Source organism: Actinacidiphila sp. bgisy145, assembly GCF_057708125.1.
Genome location: NZ_JBYIRL010000077.1, coordinates 1 through 16,177, shown reverse-complemented (window position 1 = coordinate 16,177; position 16,177 = coordinate 1). Strand labels below are relative to the sequence as shown.

At 73.0% G+C, this 16,177-nt stretch carries 13 protein-coding genes; 4 read left to right on the top strand and 9 right to left on the bottom strand.

Annotated features, from left to right (window positions below):
• The 3 genes from AC3ERT_RS35795 to AC3ERT_RS35785 form a co-directional block, all read left to right on the top strand.
• Window positions 1-670: phosphopantetheine-binding protein (locus tag AC3ERT_RS35795; protein ID WP_335981188.1), on the top strand; the 670-nt coding region annotated here is incomplete at its 5' end.
• 64 nt (window positions 671-734) lie between these two features.
• Complete coding sequence (locus AC3ERT_RS35790; protein ID WP_335981186.1) at window positions 735-1,289, top strand: methyltransferase family protein; 555 nt, start codon at window positions 735-737, stop codon at window positions 1,287-1,289.
• 291 nt (window positions 1,290-1,580) lie between these two features.
• Window positions 1,581-3,074, top strand: coding sequence for an MFS transporter (locus AC3ERT_RS35785; RefSeq protein WP_435179269.1), 1,494 nt, complete (start codon window positions 1,581-1,583; stop codon window positions 3,072-3,074).
• Between the two features lie 101 nt (window positions 3,075-3,175).
• Here the strand turns inward: AC3ERT_RS35785 and AC3ERT_RS35780 are convergent, their stop codons facing one another.
• The 3 genes from AC3ERT_RS35780 to AC3ERT_RS35770 all read right to left on the bottom strand — a co-directional run bounded on the left by AC3ERT_RS35780 (window position 3,176) and on the right by AC3ERT_RS35770 (window position 6,388).
• Window positions 3,176-3,832: a PAS domain S-box protein gene (locus AC3ERT_RS35780; RefSeq protein ID WP_335981184.1), complete on the bottom strand. Its 657-nt coding sequence runs from the start codon at window positions 3,830-3,832 to the stop codon at window positions 3,176-3,178.
• A gap of 695 nt (window positions 3,833-4,527) precedes the next feature.
• Window positions 4,528-5,220: a helix-turn-helix transcriptional regulator gene (locus AC3ERT_RS35775; RefSeq protein ID WP_335981183.1), complete on the bottom strand. Its 693-nt coding sequence runs from the start codon at window positions 5,218-5,220 to the stop codon at window positions 4,528-4,530.
• 613 nt (window positions 5,221-5,833) lie between these two features.
• On the bottom strand, window positions 5,834-6,388 hold the full coding sequence (locus tag AC3ERT_RS35770) for a TetR/AcrR family transcriptional regulator (RefSeq protein WP_335981182.1): 555 nt from the start codon (window positions 6,386-6,388) through the stop codon (window positions 5,834-5,836).
• A gap of 195 nt (window positions 6,389-6,583) precedes the next feature.
• Between AC3ERT_RS35770 and AC3ERT_RS35765 the strand changes: the two genes are divergently transcribed.
• A complete protein-coding gene (locus AC3ERT_RS35765; protein WP_335981181.1) occupies window positions 6,584-7,534 on the top strand; it encodes a zinc-binding dehydrogenase in 951 nt (316 codons plus the stop codon).
• A gap of 91 nt (window positions 7,535-7,625) precedes the next feature.
• Here the strand turns inward: AC3ERT_RS35765 and AC3ERT_RS35760 are convergent, their stop codons facing one another.
• From AC3ERT_RS35760 to AC3ERT_RS35735, 6 genes are all read right to left on the bottom strand, one after another.
• A complete protein-coding gene (locus AC3ERT_RS35760) occupies window positions 7,626-11,033 on the bottom strand; it encodes an SAV_2336 N-terminal domain-related protein (RefSeq protein ID WP_435179266.1) in 3,408 nt (1,135 codons plus the stop codon).
• Window positions 11,034-11,040: 7 nt separating this feature from the next.
• The gene (locus tag AC3ERT_RS35755; protein WP_435179264.1) at window positions 11,041-12,063 is read right to left on the bottom strand and encodes an AAA family ATPase; all 1,023 of its coding nucleotides are present in this window, start codon (window positions 12,061-12,063) and stop codon (window positions 11,041-11,043) included.
• Between the two features lie 7 nt (window positions 12,064-12,070).
• On the bottom strand, window positions 12,071-14,320 hold the full coding sequence (locus AC3ERT_RS35750) for a VMAP-C domain-containing protein (protein ID WP_435179262.1): 2,250 nt from the start codon (window positions 14,318-14,320) through the stop codon (window positions 12,071-12,073).
• A gap of 3 nt (window positions 14,321-14,323) precedes the next feature.
• Window positions 14,324-14,689 (bottom strand): CU044_2847 family protein, encoded by a 366-nt coding sequence (locus AC3ERT_RS35745; RefSeq protein ID WP_335981177.1) that lies wholly within the window; start codon window positions 14,687-14,689, stop codon window positions 14,324-14,326.
• A 35-nt stretch (window positions 14,690-14,724) separates the two neighbouring features.
• Window positions 14,725-15,417 carry a cytidylate kinase family protein gene (locus AC3ERT_RS35740; RefSeq protein ID WP_435137814.1) on the bottom strand — a complete coding sequence of 231 codons (693 nt, stop codon included), beginning with the start codon at window positions 15,415-15,417 and terminating at the stop codon, window positions 14,725-14,727.
• 258 nt (window positions 15,418-15,675) lie between these two features.
• Window positions 15,676-16,177 (bottom strand): RNA-guided endonuclease InsQ/TnpB family protein (locus AC3ERT_RS35735; RefSeq protein WP_435179260.1); only part of this gene is annotated, 502 nt, incomplete at its 5' end.

The window sequence follows — 16,177 nt, the reverse complement described above, 5'->3', positions numbered from 1 at the left end:
ACTCGTCGCCACGGTCAACCGGCCCCGGGCCGGCCGGGACGCCCTGCGGATCGCCGCGGCGGCGGCCGGTCTGCCCGGCGACCCGGCCGGCTACCGCTTCCCGCACCCGCGCGCCTCGGTGACCCACACCGAACGCGCGGGCGTGGCGGCGGTGCTCCTCGGCGGCGCCGCCGACGGTGTCGGCGTCGACCTCGAGCACGACCGGCCGGTGCGCCCGGCGGCGGCCCGGTTCTACCTGCGCGACGACGAGCCCCACGACGACCTCCTGCGGCTGTGGACGGTCAAGGAGGCGCTGTTCAAGGCCGACCCGGCCAACGCGACGCGGTTGCTCCGCGACTACCGGGCGAACGACCCGGCGTACCAGCACGTTTCAGCCCGACACCTCGGCGGCTGGCTCACAGTCGCCGCCCGTCTTGCGAGGGAGCCCATGCCCGCCAACACGATCAGCTTCGAGACCGTGGCCGAACGGGTCGCCGGGGTACTGCGCGTACCCGCGAGCGACCTCACGCCGGACACCCTGATGAAGGACCTGGCCGCCGACAGCTTCATGTTGGTCGAGATGATCGTCGACCTGCAGGAGGAGTTCGACGCCGTGTTCACCCAGGCCCGCCTCCGCGAGATCGACAGCCTCGGCGAACTCGTCACGCTGCTCCAGGAATCGGCCGCGTGAGACCCCGTCCCCTTCTGCCGGCCACCGTGGCCGGTGCCCGTCCGACTTCGGAGGCTGATAGCAAGTGAACGTCCCTGTCATGGTGCTGGTGCTCGCCGACTTCGTGGTGATCGGCGTGCTGCCCCGGGTGTTCTTCAAAGGCGGCAGCTTCAACCTCGGCTGGTGGCTGACCGGAGCGCCCTTCTTCGTCGTCCCCCCGTTCCTGATCGCCGCGCGGCTGGCGCACTGGCACTCGTGGATCAGCATGGGCAAGGCGGTGACGACGCTCACCGCGATCGGCGCCGTGCTCGCCGGCGGCTCGATCGCGCTGATGTTCTTCACCCTCGGCACGCACCGGGTGCCGCTGGCCCTGTGGCACCAGGAGGACGACGCGCCGGTGTCGATCGTGACGTACGGCGCGTACTCGAAGATCCGGCACCCCTTCTACTCGTCGTTCCTGCTCGGGTTCCTCGGTGCCTTCGCGATGTTCCCGCACCTGGGGACGCTGCTGCCGCTGCTCTACGCGATAGTCCGGCTGACCACGACCGCGATGCGGGAGGAGAAGCGGCTGTCCGCCTCGGAGTTCGGCGGCGAGTACCGCGAGTACATCTCCCGCACCGGCCGCTTCCTGCCCATCTGACCGACCCTCAGCAGTGTGCGCGAGAAGAACCCCACGGGCATCGACACGCCCGTGGGGTTCTTCGCTCTCCCCCCGCCCGTACCCCTCCGGAGACCTCTCCGGCCGCCCTCTGGAACCGCCTGTGGACCCCCCTCTGGAATCCCCCTGGTGTTCTCCGCCCACCCAGCGTGACCGACCGGTCGGTCACATGGTAGACTCGGTGGGCCAGGCGACCAGGAACACCCCCCGACGTACCCGCAATCGACGCACGGGCCGCGCAGGAGCGACCCGACGCGGAAGGGAACAGGCCCTGTGACATCCAGCATGGAGTCGGCCAGCGACCAGGCACAAGACCAGGACGCGCGCCGAGAAGCCCCGGACCCGCTGCGGTGGTGGTCCCTCCTCGCGGTCAGCCTGGCCACGTTCATGACCTATCTGGACCTGAACATCATCAACGTGGCGATCCCCACCATCCAGCGCAGCCTGCACCTTTCGGAGGCCGGGCTGGAGTGGATCGTCAGCAGCTACCTGCTCACCCTGGCCGGCCTGCTGCTGGCCGGCGGCCGCCTCGCCGACGCCTACGGCCGCCGCCGGCTGTACATGATCGGCCTGATCATCTTCACCCTCTCCTCGCTGTCGGCGGGCCTCGCCGGCAACGGCGGGATGCTGATCAGCAGCCGGGCCGTCCAGGGCATCGGCGCGGCCCTGCTCACGCCCGCCACGCTGGCGATCATCACCAACACCTTCACCGACGTGAAGGAGCGCACCAGCGCGATCGGCCTGTGGACGGTGAGCGCCGCCTTCGGCCTGGCCCTCGGGCCGGTGACCGGCGGCCTGATCACCGAGAACATCCGCTGGGGCTGGATCTTCCTGATCAACGTGCCGGTCGGCGTGGTGACCCTCGCGCTGAGCGTCCGCACGGTCCGCGAGTCCCGGTCGGCCGCCGCCGGCCACGTCCTGGACGTCGGCGGCCTGGTCACCTCCGCGGTCGCGCTGTTCGCGGTCACCTACGCGCTGATCGAGGGCAACGACGCCGGCTGGGGCGCGCCGGAGATCGTGGCGGCGTTCGTCGTCGCCGGGATCTTCGCGGTGGCCTTCTTCGTCTTCGAGACCCGCTCGGTCGCCCCCATGGTCAACCTGCGGCTGTTCCGCATCCGCCAGTTCACCGGCGGCATCACCACCCAGATGATCTGGGCCTTCGGCGCCCTCGCCATCTACTTCTTCACCTCGATGTACCTGCAGGACGTCCTCGGCTTCTCCCCGCTGAAGTCGGGCCTGCTCTTCGTGCCGATGGCGTTCGCGCTCGCCGCGTTCGCCGGGTTCTCCACGCTGATGGAGGGCTGGATCGGCGGGCACCGCACGGTCTCGCTCGGCATGGTGATGATGACGGTCGGCCTCATCATGCTCAACATGCACGACGAGCACTCGACGTTCGCCTCGCTGCTGCCCTGCCTGATCGTGCTCGGCGGCGGCATGGGCATCATGAACGTGCCGATGACCAACGCCGTCATGCAGAACACCCCGGAGGCCCAGGCCGGGGTCGCCTCGGCGCTGCTCAACGACGCCCGCGAGGTGGCCGGCCTGCTCGGCATCACCATCATCGGCGCGGTGCTGCGCTCCCAGCAGACCGCCAAGCTGCACTCCGGGGCGAACCCGTCGCAGGCGTTCCTGCACGGCTACCACGCCGGTCTGTGGGTGGCGACGGCCCTGGTCGTGATCGGCATCGTCTTCACCTACACGACGCTGCGCCCCAACAAGGAAACGAGCGGCCTGAAGGACCCTGTTCCGGCCCAGCAGTTGACGTGAGAAGAACGGCGGGCGGCACCGGGCGGAAATCCGGTGCCGCCCGCCGGGAACCGGGCCGGTGACTTCTGCGGAAACGGACGCGCACGCCTGACAGGAGGTACTCAGTACGGATAGACGCGTGGTGGCCACCCTGGGCGGATCAGACCTATGGAGTACGCCTTGGAAACGACCGCGGGACGGTTCTTGACCTTGAGCTTACGCATCAGGGTGTCGACGTGATAGCCGATGCCGCCACGGCTCAGATAGAGCATGGAGGCCAGGTTCACCGTCGACATACCGAGCGCCACACCTTCGAGAATGCGCGCTTCGATATCGGTCAGCACCAGACGGTGCGGTGCGGGTGCCGGGTCCGGGCGGCTGCCGTTGTCCGGGCAGACCAGGGCCATCAGGCCGTCGGTGTCGCCTTCGCTCTCGCCACGCACGGTGAAGCCGGTCAACTCGCCGCTGAACACGGTGGAGTCCTTCTGCCGGAACGCCACGGTGGGCTCGGTGAAACGGCTCCCGCGGTCGGCGACCAGCCGGGAGAACTGTCGGCCGACCTGGGCCCGGGCGTCGGAGTGCAGCAGGTCGGCGAAGCGGCGCCCGCCCAACTCCGCGGGTCGGCAGCCGAACTGGCCGGAGAACTCGGCGTTCACCTCGACCAGCCGGAACGCGCTGTCTAACTTGGCCATGCACATGCCGGACCGCTCGAAGAGCGACCGGAGGATCTCCTGCTGGCTCCCCCTGCTGCTGAGGTTAAAGACCAGTGCCTCTGTCATTGTTTCCTTCTCCCCTGCTCGCTCAGTGAACGAAGGTGGTGCGAAGACCGTCGTGACGTGACGCTGTCTCATGACCCACCGCGACCCCGCGGTGCGGCGGTGGAGCGAGGCCATCTCCGGCCGGGGTTCCCGTCGTCTCCCAGCCATGACATCGCGCTTGCCCGACATGTCTCCCTATGAAGGACTACCGACACATCGGTCTTGGTTCTCCCGGAGGCGCAAGTCGTGCCGGGAGTCAGCCCGGGCGGGGCGGCGGGGGCCGTCCGCCGCGGCGACCCGGCTCGCGGCGCGCTCGTGCCCCGGCTCTTTCCGTGGGCACGGCAGCCGAGCGTTCTATGCGTTTCATACGATCTGCCGTACCGGTGTCGGCGACCGGTCGGCGTACGCGATCATCCCAGCCGGCCGAGTCGCCGGTCCCGTACATCGCCATGGATCAGACGCATTCCTTCTGGATGATCGTCCTGCGGCAATGCCCCGGTGGAGCCGCGGACACCCCGGCGAGGTGGGCAGGGCCCATTGCGGCCGACCGCCAGTCGCGCTGCACTCGCCCTCCCCCGGCGCTTTCACCGTGCCCGCTGCACTTACCTGCCGCTCTCCGGCCGCGGCGCCCCACGTGCCGCAGGCAGGCGGCCGACCGGCCGCCACTCCTTCGTGGAGCGCGCGTTGACAGCTTTCCAGCCCGACCCGGTCAGGCGCTACTCGACAAATCCCTCGACCACCAGCGGCGGCCAACTCCCCATCCGGAACAGTCCGGCCGAATAGGCTCGGGAGACCAGCTCGGATCGATTGGCCGCTTCGAGGTTTTTCATCAGCGCACTGACGTGATATTCGACTCCACCTCGGCTCAGGAAAAGCTTTGAAGCGAGCTGAACCGTGGACATTCCGGCCGCCACGCCTTCCAGGACGAGCGCTTCCATCCTGGTCAGCGGCTTTCGCTCGGCGGCCGGCGCGGGCGCGGAGGGCACGCCCTCGCCCTCGGGGCCGGGCTCCAACTCCAGCAGGACGACGAGCGAGTCGATGTGCCCCGCGTCGTCCGTCACCGCGATCCCGGTCAGCTCGGTGCTGGTCCGCCCGGCGCTGGTCAGGGCGGCGACCCGGTCGCTGAACCGGCTCCGCTCGCCGCGCGCCAGCGACAGCAGCCGCCGGGTCAGCGCGTCCCTGGCCCGCACATGCACCAGGTCGACGAGGGGGACACCGGGGAGATCCTGGACCGAAAGTCCGAAAACATCGGCGAAACCGACATTGCTCCCGATCAGGCGGAGATCAAGATCCACATGCGCAATGCGCGCGGACGAGTTGTCGAACAGCGACCAGAGTCTGTACACGTCGTCAGCCCGCTCAGGTGAGCAGGTTTTCGTCTCAGTGATCGCATCTTGTCCCGCCGACACGATTTAGCCTCCCCGCATGCTCAGCCAAGACTCCGGCCGTTTATTGGTCCAGACTCCCATACCGAAATCCCAAAAACCAGCCTCACCGGCAACCGGTTTACGGCCACCTGCGCAAGTCTAGGGTTTTTCCGGCTTGTCCCACCGGCGGACGCCGGGCGTCCGCCGATGTAACCGGGGCGTTAAGAAATGAGCCGGCGCCCTCCGGCACCAGCGCAGGTCAGGTGACATGCTTGCCGCGCAGCGGGGCCCGCAAACAAGCCGCGGGAAAACTACCGTCCGTAGCATTCGCCACGCCGCGCATACATCCACGGCCACCCCGGGTTCTTCGGATTTTGTCCATTTTCGGCAGGTTCAACGGGAAAATCGCCGAGCACCCATGACTTCTTTTGGTTGACTATTTACTTTCCAACGTTCTACCGTAGCCATTCCGGAAGTTCGCTTTCCGTTTCCCCGTTTGCGGGAGTGTTCGGCAAAGAGCGCTGTGCGTGCGGGCGAGGGAGAGCATGGCGCAGCGAAGGGGGAAGCCGCAATGCCCGTCGGTACCCCACGGACCGGCCGGTCGGCCCCGCCGCGGGGCACAGGACCGGTGCGGCGCTCAGGCCCCGCGCGGCGCTCAGATGCCGAGGAACCGCCGGAGCACCCGGCGCGAGGCGGGCAGCGGACGCCCGGCGTCGAACTCCAGCACCGAGATCTCCCGGGTCATCGCGGCGATCAGCTGCGCGGCCGCCTCGGCGTCCTCCCAGCCCATCACCTCCAGGTCGACCACTCCCGCCGCCGCCAGCCGCTCCCGGCGGGCCGCCATGGAGCCCTGCACCGTCGGGTCGGAACGGGCCTCCAGGGCCAGCGCCTTGACGCCGCGGTTCGCCAGCGACACGTCGAGATACGCCTCGGTGCTGCGGAAGATCCGCTCGGCACCGGGCGCCAGGCCGGCGATCGCCTCGTCCACGGCCTCCTGCACCCGGGCGTGGAAGCGCTTGTGCATGGCGTCGACGAACGTCGCCCGGTCCTTGAAGTGGACATAGAAGGTGCCTTTGGCCACCCCCGCCCGCGCGACCACCATGTTCACGCTCAGACCGCCCAGGCCGTGCTGCTCCGCCAGCGCCACGCCGGCGTCGAGCAACGCCTCACGTGTCTGCAACGCTCCGGGCATCTGCACTCCTGCTGCCATAACTTCGGAGTATATGCCCGCCCGCCGGTCAGCGGCCTGAGGCGACTTTCCGGAGCGGTGACCGACCAGTCGGTCACGTGCTACGCTCCGGCCCATGCCCACGGTTCCGAGACCCACTCAACCGCACGCATACGGCAACGGCAGCCGACCCAGTGACGTCCCCGGCGGTGCCACCGCCGAGAAGGAGCAGCAGCGATGAAAGCGGCAGTGATCGAAGAAGTCGGCGCCGCACCGCATGCGACCGACCTCGCCGACCCGACCCCGGCCACCGAGAAGCAGGTGGTCGTCAAGGTCGAGGCGACCGCACTGAACTCGATCGACCTGCACGTGGCGGACGGCCACCACCGCGCCGGTCCGCCGAAGGTCCCGTACGTGCCCGGCTTCGAGGTCGTCGGCACCATAACCACCGGGCCCGACCAGGGTCTTCGCGTGCACGCCACGGTGCCGGCCGGTCTGGTGCCGGGGGTCAACGGCGGGCTGGCCGAGCTGCTCCTCACCGACCGCGGGGCCTGCATCCCTGTCCCGGACGGGCTGGACAGCGTGGTCGCCGCGGCGATCGGCGCCGTCGGCGCGGGCGCCGACCTGTCGCTGCGCAAGGCCGGGCTCCAGGAGGGCGAGAGCGTCCTCGTGCTCGGCGCGACCGGCCCGCTCGGCACCGCCGCCGTCCAGCTGGCCAAGCTCGCCGGTGCCAAGCGCGTCATCGCGGCCGGCCGCAACCCCGAGCGCCTCGCGCAGGTCGCCGACGCGGACGGCACCGTGGTCCTCGGCGACCAGCCGCTGGCCGAGCAGCTGGCCGAGCTCGGCGGCCCGGTCGACCTGGTCGTCGACCCGCTGTGGGGCCCCTGGGCGGTGCCCGCGCTGGGCTGCCTGGTGCCGGGCGGCCGCTACCTCAACATCGGTGCGGCGGCGGGCGACGAGAGCGCGTTCCGGGTCGAGATGCTCCGCGGCGCGCAGCTGTCCCTGATCGGTTTCAGCGGCACCACCGCGAAGCCGGCGGACGCCTTCGCCGCGTACAACCGCGTCGCTGCCCTCGCCGCGGCCGGCTCCTTCGTCCTGCCCACCGCCACCTACGCGTTGGACGACGCGACCAAGGCGTGGGAGGCCCAGGCGTCCTCCCCGGGCAAGAAGATCGTCGTCACCCCCTGACGGTCCGGCCGCCCTGACTGCCTGACCGTCCGAACACCCGGGTCCGGGTCGCAGCGCTCTCCCGCCGCGGCCCGGACCCGGGTGTGTGCCGCTACGGCGGCGGGAGCGCGCCGCCGTCGGGTTCCGCCGGTCCGAAGCCCTCGGCCACCATCGCGGCAAGGTTGAAGTACGCCTCGCGGGTCGCCGGCCGCAGCATGTCCAGGTCGATCTCGCCGTCCTCCGCCAAGTGCCGGTCGAGCGGCACCACTTGGACGCCGCGGCAGCGGGTCCGGAAGTGCGCCACGAGGTCGTCCACCTTGATCGTCCGGCCGGTCTCGCGCACCCCGGAGATGACGGTCAGGCCGCGGGAGACCAGCTCGGCATAGCCGTGCGCGGACAGCCAGTCGAGGGTGGTGCTCGCGCTGGAGGCGCCGTCCACGGACGGCGTGGTGACGACGATCAGCTGGTCAGCCAGGTCCAGCACGCCGCGCATCGCGCTGTAGAGCAGACCGGCGCCGGCGTCGGTGAGGATCAGCGGGTAGTGGCGGCCCAGTACGTCGACGACCCGCCGGTAGTCCTCGTCGGTCAACGCGGTCCTGGCCTCGGGGTCCACGTCATTGGCGAGGACCTCCAGGCCCGAGGGCGCCAGCGAGGTGAACCGGCGGATGTCCCGGTACCCGCGCACCCGCGGCAGCGCGTCCACCAGATCGCGGACGGTCGCACCCGTCTCCCGCCGCACCCGGCGCCCGAGGGTGCCCCCGTCCGGGTTCGCGTCGATCGCCAGGACCTTGTCCTGCCGCTCGCCGGCGAGCGTCGCACCGAGGACGGCCGTGGTGGTCGTCATACCGACGCCGCCCTTGAGGCTGAGCACCGCGATCCGGTGGCAGGGCAGCAGCGGGGTGCGGATCAGCGCCGACTTCCGCCGCCGTTCGGCCTCTTCGTTCCTCCCGGCCATCGCGAACCGCGCCGTCGGCGGCCTCGTCCGCTCCTGCTGCGGCCGCTGCGTCGCCGCCTGGTTGCGCAGCAGCCGCTCCGGGCCCGTCTCGACGGCCGCGTTGTAGCCGAGCGGCGCGGAGATCGTGCGCGGTGGCCCGCTCAGCGCGGCCCGCATGCTGTCCAACCGGGCCACCACCTCGGCGGCGCCCGCGGGGCGATCCTGCGGGGCGATGGCCATCAACTCACCTACCAGCGCTGCTAGTTCGGTCGGGACTTCCGGGTGGCGCCGTTCGATCGGCTCCAGCGGCCGGTGCACCGGACGGCCGGTGAGCAGCAGCGCGACGTCCGCGTCGGACGGACGCTCCCCGGCGAGCAGCGCGTAGAGCACGCAGCCCAGGGCGTACAGGTCGGACCGCTCGGTGGCCGGGCGGCCCCGCGCCTGCTCGGGCGAGGTGAACACCAGCGGCCCGACGGTCGCCGCGCCGACCACGTACCTGGGCGCCGAGCCGAAGTCGCAGATCTTGACGGTGCCGTCCGGCAGCAGCATCAGGTTGCCGGGCGCGAGGTTCCGGTGGACCAGGCCGCGCGCGTGGGCGTGCCGCAGCCCGTCGCCGATCCGGACGCCGTACGCGAGCACGTCCGCGAGCGAGACCCTGCGGTCCCGCAGGACTTGCCGGAAGTCGGTGCCGCGGAGCATTTCCGAGACGAGGAACGGCCGGCCGTCGTGCTCGCCCAGGTCGCGCAGGCGCGCGATGTTGGGGTGCCGCAAGGACACGGCCTTCAGCGCCTCCTCGCGGAACCGGCGCTTGTGTTCGGCACCGCGGCCGCCCGCCCACGCGTCGTACCCCGCCAGCACCTTCACGGCAACGGCGCCGCCCAGAATCCGGTCGGTGGCCGCGTACACGTGCCCGATGGCGCCTTGGCCGAGCAACGCCTCCAGGCGGTAGCGGCCGCCCAGGACCGTACCGACGCCGATGCCGGCCCCTCCCGTTGCCCGGCGCGCCGCCACCCCCGTATCCACTCCCCCGTCCACGGCCGTCGCACCCTCCAGCCCGCCCACCCCCGCCGCCCGCAGCACACCCGGGCCGAGGTCCGCGAACGGGCGGGCAGCGGAGGACAGTTGGCCGGCGCCTCCCGGGTGCGGCAGCCACGCGGCGAACCGACCCGCCGCCGACGGCAGTTCGGCCAGCAGCGCGGCCACCGCGCGGCGGCTGCCGGCCAGTTCGGCCGCCGGCACGGTGTCGACGAGGATCTGCCGGGCGGCGGCGGAGAAGCGGAAGCTCTGCTCGTGCGCGGGCCGCCCGTCCGCGACCGGGTGCATGAGGCCGCCGAGGAAGACCTCGGCCAGGTGGGCGGTCTCACAGGGCCACGGCACCGCCCGCTGGATCAGCCGCATGACCGGCACGGACACGGTGTCCACGGCGGCGAGGTGCGCGGCCAGCCGGTACGCCTCGGCGGACGCCGCGTCGCGGAAGCGGAGGACGGCCTCGGCCGGGTCGGGGCCGCGGGTGGGCGCCGGGTTGCGGCGGGGCCGGACGTACTGCGGTGCCATCAGCGGGAGGACGGCGCTGCTGCCCGCGGAGCCGACCAGCCGCGCCCAGGCGGCGACCGACTCCGGGGTGGGCTGGAGCACCGGTACGGGCATGCCGTCGAAGTCGACTGCGCCGGGCGGCAGGAGCGGGTCGTCGACCTGCCAGGTGCTGTTGGCCGCTGCGGCCTGACGGGACGTCACCCGCCACCGTTCGGCGTGGATGCCGGAGCCCTGCCACAACCGGGGCGGGAGCACCTGCATCACGGCCGTGGGGCCGGTGGCCGCCCAGCGGTCGAGCGCGCCGTGCATCCGGCCGTCGCGCCACGCCTCGCCGACCCCGTCGCTGACGACGAGGACGAGACTGCGGCCCGAGGGGTCGGCGGCGACCGCGGGCGGGAGCTTGGCGGCGGCGGCGAAGGGGCGGGCGGAGAGGTACGGGGCGTCGGGCCCGCGGCTACCCAGGCCGTGCACGCGTACGGTGCGGAAGGCCCCCAACCGCTCCATCAGCGTGCGCAGTTCGGTGCCGAGCCGCCGCCACAGGAGCATCGACAGGCCGTCGTCCAGGACCAGGACGAGGTCCAGTCCGCGTTCCCGCGCGGGTCGCAGCACCACGTCGGGCAGCCCGGTCTCCGCGTAGGCGGCGGCCGTCGCCGGTTCGTCCAGTTCGGTGCGGTGCGCGGCCGGGCGGTCGACCCGCAGCGCGCGCAGGGCCCGGCCCAGCGGCAGGGCGGCGCCGCCGAGCGCGCCGTGTTCGGGCAGCTTGACCGGCAGGGCGGGTGCCGCGGCTGCGGCCGCCGGCTCGTCCCACCCGCGCCCGGCGGCGTGCGCCGGTACCGTCCCCGGTTCCGGCGGCGGCGCCGGGGCGTCGTCCGGTGCGGCGGCCGCTGCCGCCGGCTCCTCCTCGCCCGCCGCTTCCGGCAGCGGGCCCGCGGCCTCGGCCAGCGGTGCGCCCGCGCCGCGCGGCATCCGCTCGGCCAGCCAGAGGACGTCCAGGAACTCCTGCGGGTCCAGGGGGATTCCGCAGGCGTCGAGGAGGTTCAGCAGCTGGTCCACCGGGCGGTCACACCGTCCGGCCCAGGCTGTGCAGCACCGCGTCCAGGAGTCCTTCGGCGTCGGTGTCCACGCCGCCGACCCGCAGGAAGACCGCGTTCAGCAGCTGGTCGGTGGCGAGTTCGCCCGGCGCGCGGCGGTTCTCGAAGACGTCGAGCAGGTCCTCGGCGCGGGCCAGCCCCTCCGGGCCGAGGTGCGCGGCGACGATGTCCCGGAGCCGGTCGCGGTCCGGCTCGGGCAGGTCCAGCCGGACGCAGCGGCGCAGGAAGGCGGGCGGGAAGTCCCGTTCGCCGTTGCTGGTGATGACCACCACCGGGAACTCCCGGCAGTGCACCACACCGCGCTCCACGGCCACCCGCTCCCCCGGGTCCTCGGTCGGCACCTCCACCACGGGCTGCTCCTCGGGCAGCCGGGCGAGTTCGGGGATCTCGAACCGGCCGTCCTCGAAGGCGGCGAGCAGGTCGTTCGGGAGGTCGACGTCGCCCTTGTCGAGTTCGTCGACGAGCAGGACGCGCGGGCGGCCGCGCTGGGCGAGCGCGGTACCGAGCGGCCCGAGCCGCACGTACGTGCCGATGCCGGGCTCCGGCTCGCCCCGGTCGCGGTGCAGGGTGGTCTCCCGCAGCCGGCCGATCGCGTCGTACCGGTAGAGCGCGTCGTGGAGCGTGGAGCGGCTGTTGACCGGCCAGTGCAGCACCCGGCCGAGTCCCAGTTCGTGGGCGACGGCGTGCGCCAGCGAGGACTTGCCGGTGCCGGGGTGGCCGGTGACCAGCAGCGGGCGGCGCAGGTGGAGTGCCGCGTTGACGATGTGCGTCTCGCGGGCGCCGATCAGGTAGGGGCGGGCGGGCGCTTCCCGGTCGCCGCCCGTGGGGCGGCGCCAGGGCGGGGCCGGCGGCAGGTCGGGTTCGCGGGCCCGGCCGTCGCCCTTGAACAGGTGCCAGGCGTAGGCGGGTTCGCGGGCACCGCCCGGTTCGCGGGCACCGCCCGTCTCCAGATCGCCGCCGGTCTCCAGGTCGTTGCGGTCGTCAGTCGTCATCGGGTCCTCACACCTCGCTGCTCTCGGGGTCGGCGAGCCACAGTCCGTCGGGCAGCGGCCGGTCCGGGTCGTCCCAGACCAGTGCGGGCCGGGCCGGGTACTTCGCCGGTTCGGCGTAGGCGTCGACCCGGAACCGCCGCACCCGTTCGTGCAGCCCGTCCAGCGGTCCGGCGGGCCCGACCGGGTCGAGCCGCGGCGCGTGGTCGTACGTCTCCGCGGTGCGGTCCCACAGCACCACCGGTACGCCGAGCAGCAGGCACGCCCGCAGGACCTTGTCGCGGTGGGCGCTCGGGCCGTGGATCACCACCCGGCCGCAGCCGCGGTCCTTCTTCAGCCGGACGATCGCCGCCTTCGGGTCGGTGGCGCGGCCGTCGACGACGAGCGGTTCGGCGAGCGCGCGGGCGGCCCAACGGCGGGCGACGGCTGAGGCGTTGCGGTGCGGGGTGCGGCAGCGGAGCACCACGTGGAACTCCTCGCCGAGCGGCGCGGACAGGCCGTCGTCGGCGCCCGGGCCCCCGTCGTCCGGGTCCGCGGCCGGCTGTGCGTACGCGTCTGCGGGCCCGTCGTCGTACGCGCCGTCGTACGGTTCCGTGTCGTCCCACTCGTCCACCGGCAGTTGAAGGTGGTCGTTGTCCACCCACACCTCGACCAGGGCCGGGTCGCCGTCGGCGCCGTCGGCGGCCTCGCGGATGAGGCGGGCGATCGCCGCGGGCGGCAGCGGGCGGTCCGGGCCGGTCGCCACCCGTGCCGGGGTGCCGTCGGCGCGGCTGCGCCACAGCACGCAGCGGAAGTGGCGGGGCGGGTCGCCCTCCCGCCGGTCCAGTTCCACCACGACGATCCGCTGGTGCCCCTCGCGCTGCCGGTCCGCCCACTCCGCGGCGTCCTGCCGCCGTTCGGCCAGCGCCGCGTGCGGCACGCCCAGCCGCCGGGCGACCCGGTCGCTCCAGGCGTGCAGCTGCGCGGTCCCGCCCGTACCGCGTGCGGCACCGAGCGCGGCGGCGTACTCCGCCACGCGCAGCAGCGCAGGGACCCGGCGGGCGCCGTGCGGGACGCGGGCGCTGTCCCCGCCGAACGCCTCCAGGGACCGCACGGCCGCCTCCAGGCCGCCGGCCGGCAGCCGGTGCGGCCGCAGGACCGGGGGCAGGGGGGTGTACGGCAGGGCGCCCTGCGCGGCGCGGGGCAGCAGCGTGCCGTCCGCCGCGCACAAGTCGCCGAGGCGGGACAGCAGTTCACGGTGCTCGCCCGTGGACAGCAGCGCCGCGGCCCCTTCGCTGTGGGCGAGGTGCACCAAGGCGCCCAGGGCGGCCCGTTCGGCGTCGGTGCCGAGCGCGGGGGCGTGCAGCTCGGCGAAGTCGGCGGTGGTGCGGGGGCGGTTGAGCAGGAAGTCGGCGAACTCCCGGTAGGTGGGCGCCGATCCGTCCCGCGGGCGGGCCAGTCCATGGCGTTCGGCGAGCTGGCCGGCGCGGTCGGCGCGGATGGCGGGGTCGCCGAGCAGGACGGCCAGTTGCTGCTCTATGTGCGCCAACAGGTGGGTGTAAGGCGCCGGTTCGGCCGGTTCGGCCGGCGTCGTCAGGTCCGCGCTCACCCCGGCCGCCGCGAGTTCGGCGCGTACGGCCTGCCACGGCGCCACGATCGCCCGGCGGATCACCTCCCCCGGTGAGAACGGCCCCCCAGCCGCCGGGACATGCGCCACCACCAGACCGACCGCGGTGCCGTCGGGCAGGCACAGCGGGCCGCCGCTGTAGCCGGGGCCGATGGCCGCGCCGGCCAGGGCCCCGTCCACATACCCCAGCGGGCCGTCGCAGGACCCGACCACCACGTCCGCGTAGCTGTACTCCTGGCCCGTGCCGTACCAGGCCGCCGCCCGCTGCCCCACGGCCATGTCCCGCCACACCACCGGCCGGGCCGCGCCGGGCGGCTCACCGCACAGCTCCAGCACCGCCAGGTCCGCGAGCCACCCGAAGGCGCCATCCGGCACGGCCCTCCTCGGCATCCAGTGCCGCACCCGCGCCTGCCGCCGCACCTCGTCGCGCAGCCCCGAGAACGCCACCTCCACCAGCGCGTCCGCCGGGTCCGCCACCGACTCCATCGGCACGCCCAGCGCTTCGTTCACCACGTGCGCACACGTCAGCAGCCACCGGCCCGACAACTGCACCGCGGCCCCCGCGGTCCGCCCGCCGCCCGACGCGAAGACCGTGATCACGGCTTTCCGCCCCGGACCGTTCGGCCCCTGCGCGGCCCCCTCGAACCACCCCATCGGCTACACCGGGTCCGCGCCCGCGGCGCCGCGCCGCCAGGTGGCGCTCACCTTCATGCTCGCCTGGCCGTTCGCCCCGACGATGCCCAGCTTCAGGTCCTGCCCGAACTGCAACCCCAACTCCACGGTCACCTCCTGCGGCGGGTCGGCCAGAGCGCCGACACTGTCGTGCACCTCCTGGAGCACCAGGCCCAACGGCCGCAGCACCGTACGCAGCACCCCCGCCGCCACGCCGCGCCCCACCGGCACCGGCGCCCTGAATCCCTCCGGCAGGTCCTCGCCCTCCCCCACGGTCACCACCCCCGCCGGCGCGAGCTCCACCCGCACCAACGAGCCGTCCGAAAGCCGCAGTTCCCCGAATTCCGCCACCCCCTCATTCTGCCGCCGCACCCCTCCCCGCGCTGTCACATTCCGCAGGCCGACGAGCGCGGCCGCACTTCCCAGGCCGGGTGCCGGAGCCGGCCGTTGTGGACGACGACGTCGGCGCTCTCCTCCGGGTGGGCCGTGGCGAAGTACAGCTCCTGCGCGGGGATGTAGCGGTCGCGCCACGACCGTTCCACCGCGGCGCCGTCCCCCGACGCCGCGCTTCGCCGCCGCGCGCGTTCGACCGTCTGCTCGAACGGCACCGCCACGAAGATCCTCAGCTCCCACCGGTCGACCAGCTCCGGGCGCATGAGGAAGACCCCGTCGAAGAGCAGCACCGCGTCCGCGGCGGCGACCGCGGGCGGCGGGGACACCCGGGCGTCGGCCGCGTGGTCGTAGGCCGCGGTCCGGAACCGGCGGTCCCCGCCCGGGCCCAGCGGATCGAGCAGGACCCGGCGCAGCGCGGCCCGGTCGTGCGCGTCGAAGTAACAGCCCTCCGCCGAGTACCGGCCTCGCCGGTAGCGCTGCGCCCGGGGGACAAGGAAGTCGTCCACCGTCGCCCGGATCACCTCGCGCCCCTGCGCCCGCAGCGCCCCGGCCAGTTCGTCCGCCAACGTCGTCTTGCCGGCCCCCGGCGCCCCGTCCACCGCCACCCGCACCGGATGCGCGCCCTGGCGGTCCCCCACCACCCCGACCAGCCGCCCGATCAGCTCTTCGCGCGTCCCCTCCTCCATCCCCGCCTCCCCCCGCGTCCTCGCCCGATATCCGGTACCAGCCTGCGGCAGGAAACGGGGGTGACGCCAGGGGACGGGCCCGGCCGCCCCGCCTCGGGGGTGCGGTGGTGGGCGCCCTTGCGGCGCCGGTGGGGACGGCGGCGCAAGGGGTGGGGGTGGGGCGGTCGCTCGGGTCAGGCCGCGGGCCGCGCGGCTGCCGCCTCGGCGGCGCGGGCGAGGCGCTCCACCCAGTCCTGGTGTTGACTTCCGCTCCCCGGGCTAGAGCCCGGGGATTCCTACCACGGTCGACTGACCGTCTCGGTGGGTTCCTGCTTCACCGCGCTGGGCCGGTACGCGTACCGGTCTTACCTGCGCTCCACAGGCTGACACCGCCAGTCCAGCGGCCTTGGCGACGTTGACCGCCGCGTTGATGTCCCGGTCGAGGACAGCCCCGCAAGCCCCGCATTCCCACACACGAATGTGCAGGGGCTTGGGGCCGTCCTTGACACCACACTGCGAGCAGACCTGGGAGGTCGGCTCGAACCGACCGATGCGCAGGAAGCTACGGCCGAACTTCGCAGCCTTGTACTCCAGCATCGCCACGAACGCCGACCACCCCGCGTCGTGGACGGACTTAGCCAGGCGCGTACGGGCGAGCCCCTTCACCGCCAGGTCCTCAACGGCAATCGCTTGGTTGTCGCGCATGATCCTCGTTGAGAGCCGGTGGTGGAACTCGCGCCGTGCGTCGGCCACCCGCGCGTGAGCGCGAGCGACCCTGATA

What these genes read in the sequence shown, in the direction of transcription:
- AC3ERT_RS35780 (WP_335981184.1), bottom strand. Translation starts at nt 3,832, where the DNA reads ATGACAGAGGCACTGGTCTTTAACCTCAGCAGCAGGGGGAGCCAGCAG.
- AC3ERT_RS35755 (WP_435179264.1), bottom strand. Translation starts at nt 12,063, where the DNA reads ATGACGACTGACGACCGCAACGACCTGGAGACCGGCGGCGATCTGGAG.
- AC3ERT_RS35750 (WP_435179262.1), bottom strand. Translation starts at nt 14,320, where the DNA reads ATGGGGTGGTTCGAGGGGGCCGCGCAGGGGCCGAACGGTCCGGGGCGG.
- AC3ERT_RS35770 (WP_335981182.1), bottom strand. Translation starts at nt 6,388, where the DNA reads ATGGCAGCAGGAGTGCAGATGCCCGGAGCGTTGCAGACACGTGAGGCG.
- AC3ERT_RS35765 (WP_335981181.1), top strand. Translation starts at nt 6,584, where the DNA reads ATGAAAGCGGCAGTGATCGAAGAAGTCGGCGCCGCACCGCATGCGACC.
- AC3ERT_RS35740 (WP_435137814.1), bottom strand. Translation starts at nt 15,417, where the DNA reads ATGGAGGAGGGGACGCGCGAAGAGCTGATCGGGCGGCTGGTCGGGGTG.